The organism is Pseudarthrobacter sp. efr-133-R2A-89 (genome assembly GCF_030209315.1).
Taxonomy (GTDB): domain Bacteria; phylum Actinomycetota; class Actinomycetes; order Actinomycetales; family Micrococcaceae; genus Arthrobacter.
In genome coordinates, this window is record NZ_JARVSE010000009.1 from 122,416 (window position 1) to 141,253 (window position 18,838).

Below are 18,838 nucleotides of genomic sequence, written 5' to 3' on the forward strand. Positions count from 1 at the left end.
GTGGCTGAGCCTGTCGAAGCCATGAGCGTGGCTTCTTAGCAGAAGCCGGCGATGCCCGACCACGCCGCGGGTGCTGAAGTTGCGTCATCACGCTGGACGGTGGCCTCGATCAGGCCGTACGGCCGGTCGGCTGCGAAGAAAACCTCGTTGGGGTTGTCCAGGCCAAACGGGGAGAGGTCCACCAGGAAGTGGTGCTTGTTGGGCATGGAGAACTTGATCTCGTCGATTTCGCTGTGCGCCTCCAGCACCTTTGCGCCCATGTCGAACAGGGTCTGCTGAAGTGCGTGGGAGTACTTCTCCGTAAAGCCTTCGAGCAGGAGGCCCTTGACGTCGTCGTAGCTCTTGTTGAAGTCCAGGCTGCTGAAGTCGGTGCCGGCCTTGAAGCGCCAGCGGGCTGAAACGTCCGTGGCGAGGATGCGGTCGGTGGTCTCCGGAAGCGTCGTGTAGCGGTCGCGGGGGTAGCCCACGAAGCCGGACTCCGTGGACTTGAGGACGGTCAGGTCCTTCAGTCCGGAGATCAGGTGGCTGGCGGCGCCGTCGCGGACCAGGACCGCGGTTCGCACTTCCTGGCCGTTGCGGACGAATGAGTGGTCGTGTTCGCTGCCGTGTGCCTGGATGCGGCTCCAGGCGTACGATTCCGCTTCCCAGCGGCCGCCGGAGACCCAGTCGAAGCTGGAGGTGAAGTGCTCGCCGAGCCGCAGCAGGAACGCCTCGGGCGAACCGATGCCGTCCCGGGCGAAGGCGTAGATGGTGTTCTTCTGGGTATCCGTGGCCACCACGTGGGCGTTGTCGCCTTCAAGGTGGGCCGCGGCGAAGTCGCCCCGCAACTGCGAGGTGACGTTCAGGTCTTCGATCTCGTGGCGGTTGGTGTCCCTGGTGATTTTGACGACGCGGACTTCGGCCTTGCCGTACTGGTTTTCGCCGAGAATGATCTTGCTGCTCATGGTCTTTTCCCAATCTCCGGTAAGTGGAACCAAGGTTCCATCACTGAAATTAAGCGCGCGTTTCAAGCGCGTTTCCGGTGGAGCCGACCCAACAAAAAAGAGCCGGCATCCATTGATGCCAGCTCATTACGACCCTGCCTGCTGCTCCCAGGTTACGTGACGTGCGCCACGAGTTGCCTACCAGCGTACCCCCGCCGGCCGGTGGTGTACATCACAACCCCAAAATTCAGTTTGTGACCGGGTTGCCCGGGCTGGGGTTCCCGAGCGACTGTTGACGGCCCGGCGCGTTGATCCTAAACTTTCACAAAGTAGAATTTGCTTTCCGTATTACGAAATTAGGAGGTTTCGATGTACCAGCAGGACACCCCTCCCGTGCCGGCCGCCCCGGCAGCGGGAACCGGCGCGCAGGAGTTCTACCTCCCGATCGGCGGCGGGATCGACCCGGACCTGTTTGTGCCGGAAGAACGGCACCATGAACGCGGGTTGTTCTCGCGTTGGGTCCACTCGTTGCCGGTATTCGGCCGGCGGATGTGAGTACCGCCCCTGCCTACCTGCGGAACCGCACCGGCTAAACACAAGTAGTGGCTACTGGCGACCCCGAAAGGGAACTCCCATAGCCTGAGGCGGTAAGTCGTTGCCCGGAGTTGGGCTTGCGTGCCTGCCCGGGCCGGATTTCCGTTGAGCGCCGGGGAGGCGAGGATGCAGGAACGCGTGAAGCAGCCCGATTCCCGAGATGGGACGGGCGGGGCATGCCCATGAAGACCCGCCTCCTGCAATGCGTGTGCTGCCTCCTGGTGGTTGGCGGCCTTTCGGCCAGTGCGGTCCTCGCCCCGGCCGAGTCCGGCCTGCCCGCAGATCCCGCGGAGGCGGCCTCCGGGTCGCCCGGGGTTATTGTCCCCGCCCCTACTGGCAGTCTGGGGCCGACGGGCTCAGTCGCGCCGGCAGCGCCGCCGGCGGCCCCGGAAACGCCCGGATTGGATGCCTCAACCGCGGCCGCAGCGCCGGCCGACGCGGCCCCCTCCGGGCCCGTTCCTTCCGACGCGCCGCCCGCCGATGACACAGCCCAGGGCGACTCGTTGAATGGCAAGCCCGTCGTGTCCAGCCAGGGACTGGGCCCCGCCGGGGTTCCCGGCGCGTGGCACTTGGTGTTCGATGAGGAATTCAACACCCTGAACCCGGCTGTCTGGACCCCTTACTGGTTCAACGACTGTGATCCCAAGTCCAAGATGAACGGTGTCAAAACCTGCTCCAGCAACATTACGGTCGCCAACGGCGAGGCCGTCCTCCAGCTCTCCGACTCCGATTCCGGGGCCCTGCTGTCCACGAACCCCAAGGACGGGGTCCCCGGCCACGTGGGCTTCCAGTACACCACGGGGTACGTCGAGGCCAGGATCTATTTTCCCGGTACCTGCTCGGGCGGCATCTACAACTGGCCAGCCTGGTGGTCCACCGGACAGTCCTATCCGAAAACCGGCGAGATTGATATCGCGGAGCCCTTGGCCGGAAACATGAGCACCGTCTACCACTCTGCGAGCGGCGGCGAAGTGGGCAGTGCCATCGTGGGGTGCTGGGCCGGTGGATACCATACCTACGGCGTGCACCGGATGGCGGGTGTCAACGACATTTACTTCGACGGCCGCCGGGTCTACTCATATTCGTCCCAGGACGGCAACTCGCCGCACTACCTGCTCCTGAACGTGGGACTCAACCCCAACCAGAGGACGTTCGGATCCGCCGGCGCCATCAAAGTGGACTGGGTGCGGGCCTGGCAGTAGCGGCAAGGCTCAGGAGCCGGGGCGTCCCGGCCACTGCTTGCCTGCCCAGGGGTCGTAGTCTGCGATGAGGTCTTCCTGCGGAGGGCGTTCGTCCTCGGGGACGTGCTGGAGGTTGACGCGGACCCGGTACCAGAGCGAGCTGGACCCGCGCATCCCGTCCACAAGGACATCGGCCGGCTGGAGCGCGCCAACCGCTGCGGGATGCCGGTCCTTCCACTGGTCAAGGGCTGCCAGCGCCTCGGGCTTGGTCTTGGTCCGGGCAACCTCGATAAGCGGCATGAGCGACTGCCGGCGGCCGGTTCCATTGCCGCTGCGGGGCGCCTTCTCTGCCGGGCCCAGCTTTTCGGCCAAGGCAAGGAGTCCGTCGAGTGCGCCCACCGCGTCATCGATTCCGGCGTGCGGGTCGCCCATGTCCGCGAAGCGCTGCGGTACCGTCTGCACCGTGAATTGCTCCGGCCGGGCGGTGCGGACCTCCTCCCACGTGAGCGGCGCAGACACCCGGGCGTCCGGCAGGGGCCTGACGGAGTAGGCGGAGGCCACGGTGCGGTCCTTCGCGTTCTGGTTGAAGTCCACGAACACGCTCTCGCCGCGCTCCTCCTTCCACCACCGTGCCGTGGCGAGGCCGGGCGCGCGGTTTTCCACCTCCCGTGCAAGGGTTTCGGCGGCGAGCCGGACATCGCGGTACGACCACTGCGGGGCGATGCGCACCAGGATATGCAGTCCCCGTGATCCGCTCGTCTTCGGCCAGCCCACCAGCCCTGCGTCGGCCAGGACCTCCCGGGCCACGTAGGCGACGTCCACGATCTGCGACCAATCCACGCCGGGCATCGGATCGAGGTCCACCCGCAGTTCGTCCGGGTGATCCAGGTCTTCGGCCCGCACGGGATGCGGATTCAGGTCCAGGCAGCCAAGGTTGATGACCCAGGCCAGGCCCGCCGCATCCCGGATGACAGCTTCCTCCGCCGACGTTCCGGACGCGTAATGCAGTGTGGTGGTGTCGACGAAGGATGGATGGTTCTCCGGCACGCGCTTCTGGAAGAACGGCTCGGCGTTGATGCCCTTCGGAAACCGCTTGAGCACCATCGGCCGGCCACCCGCGCCGCGCAGCGCCCCGTCCGCCACGGCCAGGTAGTACCGCACCAGGTCCAGCTTGGTCAGCCCGGGGTCCGGGAATACCACCTTGTCCGGGCTCGAGATCCGGACCTCAACACCTTCGATATCCAGGACCTCGGCCGGCGTCTTTGACGGAGTCATGCCGCCACGGTAGCAGTGGCCCGGACCCGTGTCAGCCGATCACCGGCCCCCGTTTACCAGGCGCTTGGCCGCCGCTGAGTGCTCCGCGATGAGCCCGGCGATGTCCAGGCCGGGGATTTGCCCATCCACGACGCGCCACTGGCCGCCCACCATCACGCGGTCGGCGCGGTCGGCGGCGCACAACAATAGAGCGGCGACGGGGTCGTGGCTGCCGGAGAAGCGCAGGTCATCGAGCTTGAACAGGGCAAGGTCGGCCTGCATCCCTGGCGCCAGCTGGCCAAGCCCGGGCCGTCCCAGCACTGCGGCCGAACCACGGGTGGCCCAGCCGAGTGCCCGCTCCACGGGGACATCAGCGCCGTAGCGGAGGCGCTGGAGGTACAGCGCCTGCCGGGCCTCCAGGATCATGTTGGAAGCATCGTTCGACGCCGAACCGTCCACTCCCAGCCCCACCGGAACGCCCGCGTCCTCGAGTTCCAGGACCCGGGCCGTGCCCGAGGCGAGCCGCATGTTGGAGGTGGGGCAGTGGGCGACGGCGGTCCCCGCCGAACCGAGGCGGGCGATTTCGGTGTCGCTGAAGTGGATCCCGTGCCCCAGCCAGGTGCGGTCCGTCAGCCAGCCCACACTGTCCAGGTAGTCCACGGCCCGCAGGCCGAACATCTCCCGGCAGAAGTCTTCCTCGTCAAGGGTTTCGGCCAGGTGGGTGTGCAGCCGGACGTCCAGCCGTTCGGCGAGTGCGGCACTCTCGGCCATGATTTCCTTCGTGACGGAGAATGGCGAGCACGGCGCCAGGGCGATCTGGATGACGGCGTCCTCCCCACGCTCGTGGTACGCGCCGATCAGCCGTTCGCTGTCCGCCAGCACCACCTCCGGTGCCTGGACCGTTGACTGCGGCGGCAGGCCGCCGTCGTCCGTTCCCAGCGTCATGGAGCCGCGGGTGAGTGTTGCCCGCATGCCCAGCCGGCGCACGGCCGCGACCTCGATGTCGATGGCGTCTTCCAGGCCGGCGGGGAAGAGGTAGTGGTGGTCGGCGGCGGTGGTGCAGCCGCTGAACAGCAGCTCCGCGAGGGCGGCGGTGGCGGCGAGCTCCACATCCTTGGGGGTGAGCCTGGCCCAGACCGGATAGAGGTTCTGCAGCCAAGGGAACAGCGGGGCGTTGGCCACGGGACCCCAGGCGCGGGTGAGGGTTTGGTAGAAGTGGTGGTGCGTGTTGATCAGTCCCGGCAGCAGCACGTGGCTGCCGGCGTCGAACGTCTCGGCACAGGGTTCGGACGGTATCTGTCCGGCGGCCAGGACCTCGGTGATGACGCCGCCGCTGATGACAATCCCGCCGGAGGCGTCAAGGTTGTTGGCGGTGAACGCGGCCTGCGGATTCCGGATCCAGAGCCGGTGGGCGGGTGTGGGAAGGGGCTGGTGCATGGGATGTTCCTGTCCTGAGCGCGGTGGCAGTTGTTCCAGCTCAGTGAGGCCCTGTCTGCTGATCCAGGTGGCCGCGGCGGGCCGCGGATCCGATGAGATTAGCCAGCCCGGGCGCGGAGCGTCAATACCGGCGGGATGTGACTGGCAGGGGTTAGCGGACCGAAACATGGATTTCACATAGCGAAATTAAATTTCCAGAAACTATGGCGCGGGCCACAAACCGGTGCTAATCTCGATTCTGCCAAAGGCGGGCACCCGAACCCGGGAAGCTATCTACCAGGCGCAACTTAACCTTCACAGCACATGCTGAAGCCTGGTAACCGTCGCACCTGGTTCTACTGGTCCTTGCACGGCATCAGGCTTCCCGGCAAAAGGAAGTCGCATCATGAGTACCACCGTCACGGCCGAGCAGTTCCTGGCCAGATCCATCCGGCTGGCAACAGCCAACGTCCTGAACAGCGGCGGCCCTTTCGGCGCCATGATCGTTACCGCGGACGGCAAAACGTTCGACGGCGTCAACCGCGTCACCGCGGACAACGATCCCACGGCCCACGCCGAAGTCACCGCCATCCGCACCGCCTGCCGTGAACTCGGCACCTTCGACCTCAGCGGTGCGGTCCTCTACACCAGCTGCGAGCCATGCCCCATGTGCCTCGCCTCCGCCCTCTGGGCCCGGGTTGACCGGGTGGTCTACGCCGCCGACCGGCACGATGCCGCCTCCGTGGGCTTCGACGACGCCGTCTTCTACGAATACTTCGAAAACCAGGACAGGGACTCCCTGATGCCGGTCTCCAAGCTGGAACTGGGCGATCCCCAGGCCCCTGCGCCGCTGGAGCCGTTCAATACCTGGAACACGCTCGAATCCAGGATCGACTACTAGGCCGGGCGGCTGAGATGACCATCCTGGACCATTCCCACGAGGAGCATCCGGCTCCAACCACCAGCACCTCGCGGCGGTCGCCGCGTACCCCATCCGTACCCGGCCCGCCGGCGTCGGGATCCTTCCTGGACCGCTTCTTCCAGATAACCCGCCGTGGCTCAACCGTTGCCCGGGAATTCCGGGGCGGCCTGGTCACCTTCTTCACCATGGCGTACATCGTCATCCTGAACCCCCTCATCCTCGGCGGGTTCAGCGCGGACAACGCCCCCACCGACGTCGCCGGGGGCTGGTTGTCCGCATCCCAGGTGGGTGCCGTCACCGGCCTCACCGCCGGCGTCATGACCATCCTGTTCGGCCTCATCGCCAACCTGCCGTTCGGACTCGCCGCCGGACTGGGCATCAACTCCTTCCTGGCCGTCTCGGTGATCCACGACGTCACCTGGCCCGAGGCCATGGGGCTGGTGGTCATCAACGGCATCCTGATCGTCCTGTTCGGCGTCACCGGCGCCCGGACCGCCATCTTCAGGGCCGTTCCCAAGGAACTCAAGGCCGCCATCACCGTGGGCATCGGCCTGTTCATCGCCTTCATCGGCTTCGTCGACTCCGGCTTCGTCCGTCCCACCACCGGCGGCCCGCCCGTCCAGCTGGGCGACGGCGGTTCCATCACCTCGGTGCCAACGCTGGTGTTCGTCGTCGGCCTCCTGGCCATGGGGATCCTCGTGGCGCGCAAGGTGCAGGGCGGCCTGCTCATCGGCATCGTCGGCACCACCGTGCTGGCCGCCGTCGTGGAAGCCATCATGAAACTGGGCCCTGCCGGCACCACCAACCCCGGCGGCTGGCACCTGAACACCCCTGTCCTGTCCGGCCAGCTGGTCTCCGCGCCCGACCTGGGGCTGGTGGGGCACTTCGACCTCTTTGGTTCGTTCAGCCGGATCGGCGGGCTTGCGGCCACCATGCTGGTGTTCACGCTGGTGTTCACCAACTTCTTCGACGCCATGGGGACCATGACCGGCCTGGCCAAGAGCGCAGGCGTCGCACACAAGGACGGAACGTTCCCGCGGCTGAAATCCGCCTTCATCGTCGAAGGCTTCGGCGCCGTGGCGGGCGGGGCAACCTCCGGTTCGTCCAACACTGTGTACATCGACTCCGCAGCGGGTATTGGTGAGGGCGCCCGGACCGGCCTGGCCTCGGTGGTCACCGGACTGCTGTTCCTCGGCTCCATGTTCCTCACCCCGCTCACCAGCGTGGTGCCGCTCGAAGTCGCCGCCGCCGCGCTGGTGGTGGTGGGTGCCATGATGATGGCGCAGATCCGCGAGATCAAGTTCACCAAGTTCACCGTGGCGCTGCCGGCCTTCCTCACCATCGTCACCATGCCGCTGAGCTACTCGATCGCCAACGGCATCGGCGTCGGCTTCGTGAGCTGGGCGGTCATCGGGGCGGCGTCAGGCAAGGCGAAAAAGATCCACCCGCTGATGTGGGTGGTGAGCGCCGGGTTCCTGGTGTACTTCGCCCGCGGACCGATCAACCTCCTGCTGGGCGGCTGATCGTTGCCCCAACCAGACCAGGGGCCGGGCCAACCCTTGGCCCGGCCCCTGACAGGACAGACAATGGACACCACCGCCGCGCGGAAGAAGGAGTGCCGCCATGCTTGACCTGATCCCTTCGCTCGCCCCCTGGCTGCCCCGCCTCGCGGAGAAGAAGTTCGCCGTGGCCACCATCGTTGCCGCCTCGGGTTCAGTGCCCCGCCCCGTGGGGACCTCCATGCTCGTCACGGAATCCGGTGAGGTGCTCGGCAGCCTCTCCGGCGGTTGCGTGGAGGGCGCCGTGGTGGCGCTCGCCCAGGAGGCAATGGACGACGGCGGCCCGCGCCACCATGTCTTCGGCTTCAGTTCCGCCGATGCCTTCGCCGCCGGGCTCACCTGCGGGGGACAGCTGGAGGTCCACATCCAGCCGGTGCCTGCAGCCGTTACCGGTGAACCGGAGCAGCCGCTTCGGGCGGCCGTCCGGCAACTCGCTGGCCTCCGCCACGACGAACCCGTGGCCCTGGTAGGGCTGCTGGGCGCACCGGGCGGCGCCGCCGTCGTGCTCTTGGACCCGGCGCAGCACCATGGACCGGTTTCCCCGGAACTGGCCCCGCTGCTGCACGGGGAGTCCGCGCGTCGGGTGGAATCCATCCTGCGCAGCGGCGGCGCCGGTGTGGTCCCGTTGGTCCCGGCAGGGCAGTGCCTCCCGGACCGCGACGGCCACAGCCGGCATCCCGGGGAGCCCGCCGTCCTGGTGGAGTCCCGGATCGCCCCGGCACGCATGCTGGTGTTCGGTGCCAACGACTTCGGTGCGGCCCTGGTGCCGGCCGCCAAGCTGCTCGGCTACCACGTGACCCTGGTGGATGCCCGGCCCGCTTTTGCCGGCCAGCCACGGTTCGCCGCCGCAGACCTAGTGGTGACGGACTGGCCGCACCGGTACCTCGCAGCGGAAGCTGCAGCAGGCCGCCTGGACAGCCGCACCGTGGCGGCCGTCTTGACCCATGACCCCAAGTTCGATCTTCCACTGCTGGAGGCCGCACTAGCCCTGGACCTCGCCTACGTGGGCGCCATGGGATCGCGCCGCAGCCACCTCCAGCGGATCGAGGAACTCCTCAGCGCCGGAGTCCTGCCGGAACGGATTGCCCGGCTGCACTCACCCATCGGCCTGGATCTCGGCGCCACCACCCCCGCCGAGGTGGCGGTATCCGTCACCGCCGAGCTCATCGCCGCACGCAGCCGCGACGCCACCTGCGCGCCGCTGCGCGACACCACCGGCACCATCCACCACCGCGCGCCGGCAACGGCGCCCACAGACCTTACCCCGCAGGAGATCGCATGGACATGAACACCATCGAGGCGGTGGTCCGCACCACCGACCCCGCACAATGGCGCGACGGCGACGCCTGGCTGGCCGGCGGAACGGTCCTCTTCTCCTACGGCAGCTACGCCTTTGGACCCGAACCCCTCAAACGGCTGCTGGACCTCGGCTCAGCCGGCTGGACACCCATCACCGTCAGCGACGACGGCATCAGCCTCGCCGCCACCTGCACCATCGCCGAGCTGTATACCCTGCCTGTCACGGCCCGCGCGGACGGCCGTGGCTGGTCCGGTCTGGACCTGGTCCGGGCCTGCTGCGATTCCTTCGTGGCCTCGTTCAAGGTGTGGAATATGTCCACCGTGGGCGGCAATCTTTGCACGTCCCTGCCCGCCGGGCCCGTCATTTCGCTCTGCGCCGGGCTGGACGGCGTGGCCACCATCCTCGCTCCAGGCGGCGGCAGCCGCACCGTTCCCGTGGCGGGCTTCGTCACCGGTGATGCCACCAACTGCCTGGCACCGGGCGAGCTGCTTCGCAGCGTCCACCTCCCGGCGTCGGCCCTTTCCTCCCGGGTGGCGTTCCGCCGCCTGTCGCTGAGCAACCTGGGCCGGTCCGGGGTGCTCCTCATCGGACGTCTCGACGCCGGTACCTCCCTGGTCCTGACCGTCACCGCGGCCACCAAGCGGCCCGTGCAGCTGCGCTTCGACGGCCTGCCCGATGCCGACCGGCTGGCAGCTGCCCTGGACGACGCCATTCCCGCGGACCTCTACCACGACGACGTCCATGGCCTGCCGGCCTGGCGCCGGGACATGACCTACCGATTGGCCGAAGAAATCCGCGCCGAGCTCGCTGCGCCGTCGGGGACGTCCGGGCTGCCCGCGTCCGGTGATTTCTGGCCGCCCCGGAGCGACTCCGCTCCCGGTTCCACGGCACTTCCGAAAGGGGCCTGAGCATGGCCATCGAGATCAACGGCACCGCGGCCGAGGCGGCTCCGCGCCCGGGCCAATGCCTTCGGACGTTCCTGCGCGAGCAGGGCAACACCGGCGTAAAGAAGGGCTGCGACGGCGGCGACTGCGGCGCGTGCACGGTACATGTGGACGGCACGCCCGTCCACAGCTGCATCTATCCCGCCGTCCGCGCCGAGGGGCGTGCAGTGACCACTATTGAGGGGCTGGCCGATGCCACCGGCGGCGGCCTGCATCCGGTGCAGCAGCAGTTCATGGAGCGCCAGGGGTTCCAATGCGGCTTCTGCACGGCCGGCATGGTGATGACGGCTGCCACGTTCGACGACGCCCAAAAGGACAACCTGCCCCGCAACCTCAAGGGCAACCTCTGCCGGTGCACGGGCTACCGCGCCATCGCCGACGCCGTCTGCGGGAACCCGGGGCACCCGGCTCCAGCCGGGCCGGGCTCGGGCATCGCAGGGGAGGGGCAGCCGGATCCGGAGCCGGGCCGGCTGGGTGACGACGTCCCGGCGCCGGCCAGCCGCGCCGTGGTCACGGGCGCTGCCCGCTACACCCTGGACCTGCCCAAAGACCAGCAGCAGGGACTCCTGCACCTGAAGATCCTCCGTTCCCCCCACCCGCACGCCCGGGTGCTGTCCATCGGCAAGGACGCGGCGCTGAACGTGCCGGGCGTAGTGGCGGTCTTCACGTCCGAGGACGCCCCGGAGCAGCTGTTCTCCACCGCCCAGCACGAACTCTTCACCGACGACCCGGACGATACCCGGGTGCTCGATGACGTGGTGCGGTTCATCGGGCAGCGGGTGGCCGCCGTCGTGGCTGAATCGGTCGCCGCCGCGGAAGCCGGCGTCCGCGCACTCCAGGTGGAATATGAGGAACTTCCCGCCGTCTTCTCACCGCAGGAAGCGCTGCTGCCTGGTGCCCCCCTGGTCCACGGAGGCAAGGATGCCGTGAAAGCGCGCATCTCCCGCCCGGAGCGTAACGTGGTGGCTGAACTCCATTCGGAACTGGGCAACGTCGCCGACGGCTTCGCCGCCGCCGACTTCGTCCACGAACAGACCTATCAGACCCAGCGCGTCCAGCACGTCGCCTTGGAAACCCATGCGGCCATCGCCACCGTAGACGACGACGGGCGGCTGCAGGTGCGCACGTCCAGCCAGGTCCCCTTCCTGGTCCGCCGCACGCTGTGCCGGGTGTTCGGGCTCGAAGAGGACCGCGTGCACGTGGTGGCCGGACGCGTGGGCGGCGGATTCGGCGGCAAGCAGGAAGTCCTCACCGAGGACCTCGTGGCGCTCGCGGCCCTGAAACTGAAGCGGCCGGTCCAGCTGGAACTGACCCGCACGGAACAGTTCACCGCCACCACAACCCGGCACCCCTTCACCATCAAGCTGAAAGCCGGTGCCGCCAAGGACGGCCGGCTGACAGCCCTGCAACTGGAGGTGGTGACCAACACCGGCGCCTATGGCAACCACGGCCCGGGCGTCATGTTCCATGGTTGCGGTGAATCGCTGGCAGTCTACAAGTGCGCCAACAAGAAGGTGGACGCCCGGTCGGTCTACACCAACACCGTCCCGGCCGGCGCGTTCCGCGGCTACGGCCTGAGCCAGATGATTTTTGCGATCGAGTCCGCGATGGATGAGCTGGCCGCCGGGATCGGGATGGATCCGCTCGAGTTCCGCCGCCGGAACATGGTCCGCGAAGGGGACCACATGCTCTCCACCCAGCCCCAGCCGGAGGAGGACGTCCACTACGGAAGCTACGGTTTGGACCAGTGCCTGGACCTGGTCCGGGACGCCCTGGACCGGGGCAGCGAACGCTACCGGCAGGCAGGCCTTGAAGACCTCGGGCCGGACTGGATGGTGGGCGAAGGCGCGGCCCTCTCCATGATCGATACCGTCCCGCCTCGCGGCCACTTTGCCCACGCCCGGCTCCGGCTCCTGCCGGACGGAACGTACCAGGCCGACGTCGGGACCGCCGAGTTCGGAAACGGCACCACCACGGTGCATGCCCAGCTTGCCGCCACGGCGTTGTCCACTGAGGCATCCCGGGTGGCGGTGCGGCAGTCGGATACCGACCTGGTGGAGCACGACACGGGCGCGTTCGGTTCGGCCGGAACCGTGGTGGCCGGTAAAGCCACCCTTGAAGCTGCCGAAGAGCTGGCCGTCCGGATCCGGGCGTTCGCGGCCGGCATCCGCCAAACGCAGGCCTCCGCGTGCGTCCTCGACGGCGACGCCGTGGTGGCCGACGGAACCCGCGTGGCACTTGCTGAGCTGGCGCAGGCCGCCGAGGAAGCCGGCGTCGACCTCGCCGCCGAGGGACGCTGGGGCGGCACGCCGCGTTCGGTTGCCTTCAACGTGCACGGGTTCCGGGTGGCGGTTAACCGCGCCACCGGCGAGCTGAAGATCCTGCAGAGCGTCCAGGCGGCCGACGCCGGCGTGGTGGTCAACCCGCGACAGTGCCGTGGACAGATCGAAGGCGGGATCGCCCAGGCCATTGGTGCCACGCTCTACGAGGAAGTGGTGGTGAACGACGACGGCAAGGTCACCACGGACATCCTGCGTCAATACCACATTCCGACCTTCGCGGACGTGCCGCGAAGCGAGGTGTACTTTGCGGACACCAATGACACGCTGGGGCCGCTGGGTGCCAAATCGATGAGCGAGAGTCCGTTCAACCCCGTGGCCCCGGCGCTCGCCAACGCCATCAGGAACGCCACCGGCGTCCGCTTCGCACAGCTTCCCATCGCCCGGGACCGGATCTACCTGGGGCTGAAGGAAGCAGGCCTCGTTCCGGCTGAGGCGGGCGTGGTGCGGTGATCGACGTGTTGCCCGCGGCTTGGCGGGCGAGGCAGCGGTGGAGGGGGCCGGGGCGGAGGCATGCCGGGCCCGGCCAGGCAAATTCCTTCGGAGGATTCACCCAGCTTTGCGCCAAACCCATATAGTCAGGGGATGGAACAGCGGATTTTAGGCAAGACCGGACGGAACGTCTCCATCGTGGGGCTGGGCACCTGGCAGCTCGGCGCTGACTGGGGCACCGTGGACCCGGCACAGGCCCAGGCCATCCTCGCCGCCTCCGTGGAGGCCGGCGTCACCTTCTTTGACACGGCCGATGTCTACGGCGATGGAAAGAGCGAGCAGGCCATCGGTAAGTTCCTCGCGGACAACCCTGGGCACGGCGTCACCGTTGCCACCAAGATGGGCCGCCGGATGGAGCAGCGGCCGGAAAACTATTCACTGGCCAATTTCCGCCAGTGGGTGGACCGGTCACGCAAGAACCTGGGCGCCGAAACCCTCGACCTGGTCCAGCTGCACTGCCCGCCCACTGCCGTCTACAGCAACAACGAGGTGTATGACGCGCTGGACACGCTGGTCTCCGAAGGCGCCATCCGCAACTACGGTGTCAGCGTGGAACGAACGGACGAGGCCCTGGAAGCGATCCGCCACGAAGGAACGGCATCGGTCCAGATCATCCTGAACGCCTTCCGGCTCAAGCCGCTGGATGAAGTCCTCCCCGCAGCCAAGGCTGCCGGCGTGGGCATCATTGCCCGGGTGCCCCTCGCGTCCGGACTGCTGTCCGGCAAGTACTCGAAGGACACCACCTTCGCGGAGAACGACCACCGGAACTACAACCGCCATGGCGAAGCGTTTGACGTGGGTGAGACCTTCTCCGGCGTCGACTTTGAGCTGGGCCTGAAGGCAGTGGCGGAGTTCGAGCAACTGGTGCCCGCCGGGGCCACCACGGCACAGGCCGCTATCGCGTGGATTGCGGCGCAGGACGGCGTCAGCTCCGTCATTCCCGGCGCGCGCAACGTGGAGCAGGCCCAGGGCAACGCCGCCGCTGCCGGTGTAAGTGTCGGCAAGGAGTTCGACGACGGCGTCCGCTGGATCTACGACCACTACTTCCGCGAGGCCATCCACCCCCGCTGGTAATACCTGTCCGCAGCTATCGGCGTGCGTTCCGGCAGCGGCATCAAGGAGTTCGTGGAGCGGCTGGCAGCCACGGAAACGGGACCGGCCTGCACCAACTTCTTCTCCGATGCCGTGCCGGAGAATGCGCTGCGCCGCCGGAACCTGGAGATTTACCTGCAGGAAATGCGGGACCGGCAGCCGGGCGTGCTGTTGGTAGGGGAGGCACCGGGTTTCAGGGGCATGCGCATTACCGGCGTTCCGTTTACCAACCGGACCATCCTGGAAGGCCCGGCAAACAGCTTTGGGCTCTTCGGCCCGGGCAAGGGTTACGTTGTGCCGCCCGAAGCTGTTGGGGTAGCTGCCGAGCCAACGGCAACGGTGCTGTGGCAGGTCCTCGAGGAAGTGAATTTTCTCCCACTGCTGTGGAGTGCCTTCCCCTGGCACCCGCACCAACCCGGAAAGCCGTGGTCCAACCGCACGCCCAAGCCGTCCGAAACCAAACTCGGCACGCTCTTCTGGCAGGAACTGGCCGGATTATTCGGTATCAGCTCCATCGTGGCGGTGGGCAACGTGGCCCAGAACAGCCTGCAACGCAGCGGGGTGTCTGCGCCCAAAATCAGGCATCCGGCCCACGGCGGCCGCTCTGGCTTCAAGCAAGGGCTGCAGGAATTGCTCGCCGCTGGTGGTTGAGCGCGCCGGTGGTTGGGCTTGCCGAACCCCCGGCGGTTGAGCTTGTCGAACCTGGCACCTGGGCTTGTCGAAACCCGAAACCTGGTGGTGGGGCTTGTCGAAATCTGGAACCTGGTGGTTGAGCTTGTCGAAACCCAATCTGCCTTCTGTGGGTGACCGGCTGTGGTGGGCGGCCGCTTAAATGTCGTACCTCCTTGCCATGATGGGTTTATGGGGAAAGCGGCGGTGGTGGAGGCGTTGGCGGATATTCGTGCTGCCCTTGCCGTGTTGGTTGCCGAGGTGGACGGGTGTGGTGGGGAGCCGTTCTGTGCTTCTGATCCGTTGGCTGGTTTGGCGGATGGCTGTCTTGATGTTCTGGCCGGGGCCAGGGAGGTGGAGGCCCGGGTCGCGGGTTTGAAGGCGCGGGCTGCGGTGGCGTTTGCGGATGCTGCCGGTGTTGTGGCGGGGCCGGGGGTGCCGGTGGTGGCGCAGGAGATGGCGGTCGCTGCGGAGATCGGGTGTGTGTTGGCGCTGGGTCCGCGGGCTGCGTCTTCGTTCCTGGTCACCTCGCAGGCTGTGGTCAAGGGGTTGCCGCGGACTGCGGCTGCTTTGAACAACGGGACCCTGTCCTGGCAGCACGCCACGGTGATGGCTGATGAAACGGCCGGGCTGGATGCTGCGGGGGTGGCGGGGTTGGAGGCTCATTTCCTGGACCCTGGTGCACCGGATGCGGTGCGGGGGTGTGCGGTGGGGGAGTTGCCGGCGCACCGGTTCCGGGCTAGGGCCAGGGTTTGGCGGGAACGCCACCATGCCGGGAGTATCGAGCAGCGCCACGCCAAGGGGGTGGTGGACCGGCGGGTGGAGTACCGGCCGGACCGGGACGGGATGGCCTGGCTGGGGGCTTATCTGCCCGCGGACCAGGCGGCGGCGGGGTGGAATCGGCTCACCGCTGTGGCCCGCGGACTCCAGGGCACGGGCGAGGCCAGGACCCTCGCCCAGCTCCGGGCGGATGTGTTTGCCGCAGCGATCCTTACCAAGGGGCTCGCCCCCGGCCGCGCCACAGGGAGCGGTACCGGAGGCGGTGGCGGAGGTGGTGCTGAGGGGCTGAGCACGGGACAGGCGGCCGGGAGGGTAGACGTGGGGCCAGGCGAAGGTTGCGCCAGCCCCGATACCTTCGAGAGGCCTGCCGATGTCCCGCCTGATGCGGTCCGGGCGCAGGTGTTGGTGACCGTGCCGGTGTTTTCGTTGTTGGGGTTGACGGATGAGGCGGCGGTGCTGGATGGGTATGGGCCGATTCCGGCGTCGATGGCCCGTCGGTTGGTCGCTGAGGGGGCGGGCTCGTTTTACCGGGTTCTCGTGGATCCGCGGGATGGGGCACCGTTGGAGATTGGCCGGAAGAGTTACCGGGTGGGCAAGGCGATGCGGAACTGGCTCCGGATGCGGGACGGTAAGTGCCCGTTCCCGGGCTGCAGCAACAGCTCACTGGATACCGAGGCCGATCACATCCTGGCCTGGGCTGATGGTGGGACCACCGGAGTCAGCAACTTGGGACAGCCCTGCCCGAAACACCACCGGCTCCGGCATACCACCGGTTGGAAACCCACCCCGGCCAGCAAAACCGAACCACCGGGCTGGACCTCACCGGCCGGCCGCCACTACCACAGCGAACACCAGGACTGGGAACCCACAAAGTGGCCCCATGGATGCCTTGGGGGTGCCGCAGACATTGTCCGCCACCGCGGATCTCCTTGGGAGGATGCCTTGGAGGGGTTCCTGAGCGCCCATTCCTGAGTACCTGAGTGTTTACCGGAGAAGGCGGAGCTGGTCCGGGGTGTCGATATCCTCGCCGCTGGACTGGTCACTGCAATCCACTTCATCTACGAGTTCCGGATGGGTACGGAGGAAGATGCGCGCGCCGGCGTCACCGGTCACCGTTGCGGCCACCGAGGCCCGCAGCGACCCGTCGATGAGCAGTGGATGCCCGCGGCGCAGTTCCCATGACTGCCCTCCGTTGCCGCCGTGGCCGGCACTGCCATCCGGGCTGTGGGTGTCCGGCGAGCCGCCGAGCGGGCTGCCGGCGTCCGGAAGGCCACCGAGCTGGCCGCCGTCGGACTCAGGACCGCGGTAGGCTGCAGCCGTGATCCGACCCGGACGGTGGGCGGCCAACAGCCGCCGTACGATCTCAGGGGTCAGCCCTGGCTGGTCCACGAGGGCAATGAGCAGGTGGTCTTCAGGATCCGCGGTGTTGTTACCCAGCAAGAACGAGCTGCCCATGCCGGACTGCCATTCCGGATTGACCACCACGCGGCAGCAAGCGAGGGCGGCGGCAGCCTGCACCTCGGATGCTCCTGCGCCAACGACAACTACCACCTCCCGGCAGCCGCCCTTCAGCAGCTTGCCGGCGAGCACCTCCACCAGGGGCCGCCCCCGGTATGAAAGCAGGGCCTTTGGGCCCAGCCCCAGGCGGGTGCCCGCCCCCGCGGCAAGCAACACCCCCGTCACCCGCACGCCCGGCCCTCCGGATTCCTCAATGTTCTCCATAGCTGCACCCTAGCCAACGCCAAAGCAGTCGGGGCAGCTTCCCCCGGAAACTGCCCCGACTGCCGCCGACGTGGACTTAGGCGTCCCCGCCAGCCCCGCCGGTAGTGCCGGCGTTGACGTCCAGGAGCTTGTACCGGTCCATGGCGTATGACGGGGCGCCCTCCTCAACCTCCCCACGTGCCGCGAGCATCTGCAGCGCTTTGACCACGATGGAGTGGGTGTCGTTTTTGAAGTAGCGGCGGGCTGCTGCGCGGGTGTCGGAGAAGCCGAAGCCGTCGGCGCCGAGGGTGGCGAATTCGTTGGGGACGAATTGCCGGATCTGGTCGGGGACGGCTTTCATGTAGTCGGTGACGGCGACGATGGGGCCGGTGGCGCCTTCGAGTTGCTGGGTGACGAACGGGGTGCGGGCGGGTTGGCCGGGGTTGAGGAAGGCTTCTTCTTCGGCGGCGAGGCCGTCGCGGCGCAGTTCGTTCCAGGAGGTGACGGACCAGACGTCGGCGGAAACGTTCCAGTCGTCGGCGAGGATGCGTTGGGCGTCGATGGCCCAGGGCACGGAGACGCCGGAGGCGAGGATCTGGGCGCGGGGGCTGTTTTCGTTCAGTCCTGCGGCCTTCGCTGGGTTGAGCAGGTAGATGCCCTTGATGAGGCCTTCGATGTCGAGGTTTTCGGGTTCGGCGGGTTGGACGATGGGTTCGTTGTACACGGTGAGGTAGTACATGAGGTTTTTGTCCGTGGAGTCCGGCCCGTACATGCGTTCGAGGCCGGAGCGGATGATGTGTCCGATTTCGTAGCCGTAGGCGGGGTCGTAGGTGAGGACGGCGGGGTTGGTGGAGGCCAGCAGGGGGGAGTGGCCGTCGGCGTGCTGGAGGCCTTCGCCGGTGAGGGTGGTCCGTCCTGCGGTGGCGCCGATGATGAAGCCGCGGGTCATTTGGTCCGCGGCGGCCCAGAAGGCGTCGCCGGTGCGTTGGAAGCCGAACATGGAGTAGAACACGTAGACCGGGACCAGCGGCACGCCGTGGGTGGCATAGGCGGTGCCGGCGGCGGTGAAGGCTGCCACGGCGCCGGCTTCGTTGATGCCGGGGTGGATCAGCTGGCCGGCGGGGGACTCTTTGTAGGCCAGGACGAGGTCGCGGTCCACGGAGAGGTAGTTCTGGCCGCCCGGGTTGTAGATCTTCGCGGTCGGGAAGAACGCGTCCATCCCAAACGTCCGGGATTCATCCGGCACGATGGGCACAATCCGGTCCCCGAACTTCTTGTCGCGGAGCAAATCCTTCAGCAGGCGCACGAATGCCATGGTGGTGGCAGCCTGCTGCTTGCCCGAACCGCGCATGGCAACCTCGTAGGACTTCGGCTCAGGCAGTTCAACCGCCTCATGACGGGAACGGCGCTCCGGAACGGACCCTCCCAGCGCCCTGCGCCGCTCCATCAGGTAGGCAATCTCCGGGGCATCGGGGCCAGGGTGGAAGTAGGGAGGGCGGTAGGGGTCGGCATCCAGTTGTTCATCCGAAATGGGAATGCGCAGGTAATCCCTGAAGTCCTGGAGGTCCTCGACCGTCAGTTTCTTCATCTGGTGCGTGGCATTCCGCCCCTCAAACCGTGGTCCGAGTCCGTAGCCTTTGACGGTGTGGGCGAGGATGACGGTGGGTTTGCC

General features: G+C 67.5%; 15 protein-coding genes. 10 read left to right on the forward strand and 5 right to left on the reverse strand.

Annotated features, from left to right (window positions below):
* Positions 1-35: 35 nt before the first annotated feature.
* Positions 36-944 carry a factor-independent urate hydroxylase gene (gene pucL / locus QRM95_RS15630; protein ID WP_285248450.1) on the reverse strand — a complete coding sequence of 303 codons (909 nt, stop codon included), beginning with the start codon at positions 942-944 and terminating at the stop codon, positions 36-38.
* 348 nt (positions 945-1,292) lie between these two features.
* Here pucL and QRM95_RS15635 point away from each other — a divergent pair, with 348 nt between their 5' ends.
* Together QRM95_RS15635 and QRM95_RS15640 are read left to right on the forward strand one after the other, a co-directional pair.
* Positions 1,293-1,478, forward strand: coding sequence for a hypothetical protein (locus tag QRM95_RS15635; RefSeq protein WP_285248451.1), 186 nt, complete (start codon positions 1,293-1,295; stop codon positions 1,476-1,478).
* Positions 1,479-1,699: 221 nt separating this feature from the next.
* A complete protein-coding gene (locus tag QRM95_RS15640; RefSeq protein ID WP_285248452.1) occupies positions 1,700-2,719 on the forward strand; it encodes a glycoside hydrolase family 16 protein in 1,020 nt (339 codons plus the stop codon).
* 9 nt (positions 2,720-2,728) lie between these two features.
* Here QRM95_RS15640 and ligD read toward each other — a convergent pair whose 3' ends face one another.
* Together ligD and QRM95_RS15650 are read right to left on the reverse strand one after the other, a co-directional pair.
* Positions 2,729-3,973, reverse strand: coding sequence for a non-homologous end-joining DNA ligase (gene ligD / locus QRM95_RS15645; RefSeq protein WP_285248453.1), 1,245 nt, complete (start codon positions 3,971-3,973; stop codon positions 2,729-2,731).
* Positions 3,974-4,012: 39 nt separating this feature from the next.
* Positions 4,013-5,389 (reverse strand): 8-oxoguanine deaminase, encoded by a 1,377-nt coding sequence (locus QRM95_RS15650; RefSeq protein WP_285248454.1) that lies wholly within the window; start codon positions 5,387-5,389, stop codon positions 4,013-4,015.
* A gap of 385 nt (positions 5,390-5,774) precedes the next feature.
* On the opposite strand from QRM95_RS15650, the gene QRM95_RS15655 reads away from it, so the two are divergent.
* The 8 genes from QRM95_RS15655 to QRM95_RS15690 all read left to right on the forward strand — a co-directional run bounded on the left by QRM95_RS15655 (position 5,775) and on the right by QRM95_RS15690 (position 16,437).
* Positions 5,775-6,269 carry a nucleoside deaminase gene (locus tag QRM95_RS15655; RefSeq protein WP_018761064.1) on the forward strand — a complete coding sequence of 165 codons (495 nt, stop codon included), beginning with the start codon at positions 5,775-5,777 and terminating at the stop codon, positions 6,267-6,269.
* A gap of 14 nt (positions 6,270-6,283) precedes the next feature.
* Positions 6,284-7,813, forward strand: coding sequence for an NCS2 family permease (locus tag QRM95_RS15660; RefSeq protein WP_285248455.1), 1,530 nt, complete (start codon positions 6,284-6,286; stop codon positions 7,811-7,813).
* Between the two features lie 100 nt (positions 7,814-7,913).
* Positions 7,914-9,137, forward strand: a complete 1,224-nt coding sequence (locus tag QRM95_RS15665) for an XdhC family protein (RefSeq protein WP_285248456.1) — start codon at positions 7,914-7,916, stop codon at positions 9,135-9,137.
* On the forward strand, positions 9,128-10,057 hold the full coding sequence (locus QRM95_RS15670; protein ID WP_285248457.1) for an FAD binding domain-containing protein: 930 nt from the start codon (positions 9,128-9,130) through the stop codon (positions 10,055-10,057). The genes QRM95_RS15665 and QRM95_RS15670 overlap by 10 nt, the downstream gene beginning before the upstream one ends.
* A gap of 2 nt (positions 10,058-10,059) precedes the next feature.
* Positions 10,060-12,885: a molybdopterin-dependent oxidoreductase gene (locus QRM95_RS15675; RefSeq protein ID WP_285248458.1), complete on the forward strand. Its 2,826-nt coding sequence runs from the start codon at positions 10,060-10,062 to the stop codon at positions 12,883-12,885.
* Positions 12,886-13,017: 132 nt separating this feature from the next.
* A complete protein-coding gene (locus QRM95_RS15680) occupies positions 13,018-13,998 on the forward strand; it encodes an aldo/keto reductase (protein ID WP_285248459.1) in 981 nt (326 codons plus the stop codon).
* Between the two features lie 21 nt (positions 13,999-14,019).
* The gene (locus QRM95_RS15685) at positions 14,020-14,667 is read left to right on the forward strand and encodes a uracil-DNA glycosylase (protein WP_285248460.1); all 648 of its coding nucleotides are present in this window, start codon (positions 14,020-14,022) and stop codon (positions 14,665-14,667) included.
* Positions 14,668-14,877: 210 nt separating this feature from the next.
* On the forward strand, positions 14,878-16,437 hold the full coding sequence (locus tag QRM95_RS15690; protein WP_285248461.1) for an HNH endonuclease signature motif containing protein: 1,560 nt from the start codon (positions 14,878-14,880) through the stop codon (positions 16,435-16,437).
* A gap of 12 nt (positions 16,438-16,449) precedes the next feature.
* Here QRM95_RS15690 and QRM95_RS15695 read toward each other — a convergent pair whose 3' ends face one another.
* Together QRM95_RS15695 and QRM95_RS15700 are read right to left on the reverse strand one after the other, a co-directional pair.
* Positions 16,450-17,187: a nucleotidyltransferase family protein gene (locus QRM95_RS15695; RefSeq protein ID WP_285248462.1), complete on the reverse strand. Its 738-nt coding sequence runs from the start codon at positions 17,185-17,187 to the stop codon at positions 16,450-16,452.
* A gap of 76 nt (positions 17,188-17,263) precedes the next feature.
* Positions 17,264-18,838, reverse strand: a 1,575-nt coding sequence (locus QRM95_RS15700) for a transketolase-like TK C-terminal-containing protein (protein ID WP_502934978.1), incomplete at its 5' end; no start/stop codon positions are given.

Bases quoted from the DNA above. Each gene is read 5' to 3' on its own strand.
- pucL (WP_285248450.1), bottom strand. From the start codon at position 944: ATGAGCAGCAAGATCATTCTCGGCGAAAACCAGTACGGCAAGGCCGAA.
- QRM95_RS15635 (WP_285248451.1), top strand. From the start codon at position 1,293: ATGTACCAGCAGGACACCCCTCCCGTGCCGGCCGCCCCGGCAGCGGGA.
- QRM95_RS15640 (WP_285248452.1), top strand. From the start codon at position 1,700: ATGAAGACCCGCCTCCTGCAATGCGTGTGCTGCCTCCTGGTGGTTGGC.
- ligD (WP_285248453.1), bottom strand. From the start codon at position 3,973: ATGACTCCGTCAAAGACGCCGGCCGAGGTCCTGGATATCGAAGGTGTT.
- QRM95_RS15650 (WP_285248454.1), bottom strand. From the start codon at position 5,389: ATGCACCAGCCCCTTCCCACACCCGCCCACCGGCTCTGGATCCGGAAT.
- QRM95_RS15655 (WP_018761064.1), top strand. From the start codon at position 5,775: ATGAGTACCACCGTCACGGCCGAGCAGTTCCTGGCCAGATCCATCCGG.
- QRM95_RS15660 (WP_285248455.1), top strand. From the start codon at position 6,284: ATGACCATCCTGGACCATTCCCACGAGGAGCATCCGGCTCCAACCACC.
- QRM95_RS15665 (WP_285248456.1), top strand. From the start codon at position 7,914: ATGCTTGACCTGATCCCTTCGCTCGCCCCCTGGCTGCCCCGCCTCGCG.
- QRM95_RS15670 (WP_285248457.1), top strand. From the start codon at position 9,128: ATGGACATGAACACCATCGAGGCGGTGGTCCGCACCACCGACCCCGCA.
- QRM95_RS15675 (WP_285248458.1), top strand. From the start codon at position 10,060: ATGGCCATCGAGATCAACGGCACCGCGGCCGAGGCGGCTCCGCGCCCG.
- QRM95_RS15680 (WP_285248459.1), top strand. From the start codon at position 13,018: ATGGAACAGCGGATTTTAGGCAAGACCGGACGGAACGTCTCCATCGTG.
- QRM95_RS15690 (WP_285248461.1), top strand. From the start codon at position 14,878: ATGGGGAAAGCGGCGGTGGTGGAGGCGTTGGCGGATATTCGTGCTGCC.
- QRM95_RS15695 (WP_285248462.1), bottom strand. From the start codon at position 17,187: ATGGAGAACATTGAGGAATCCGGAGGGCCGGGCGTGCGGGTGACGGGG.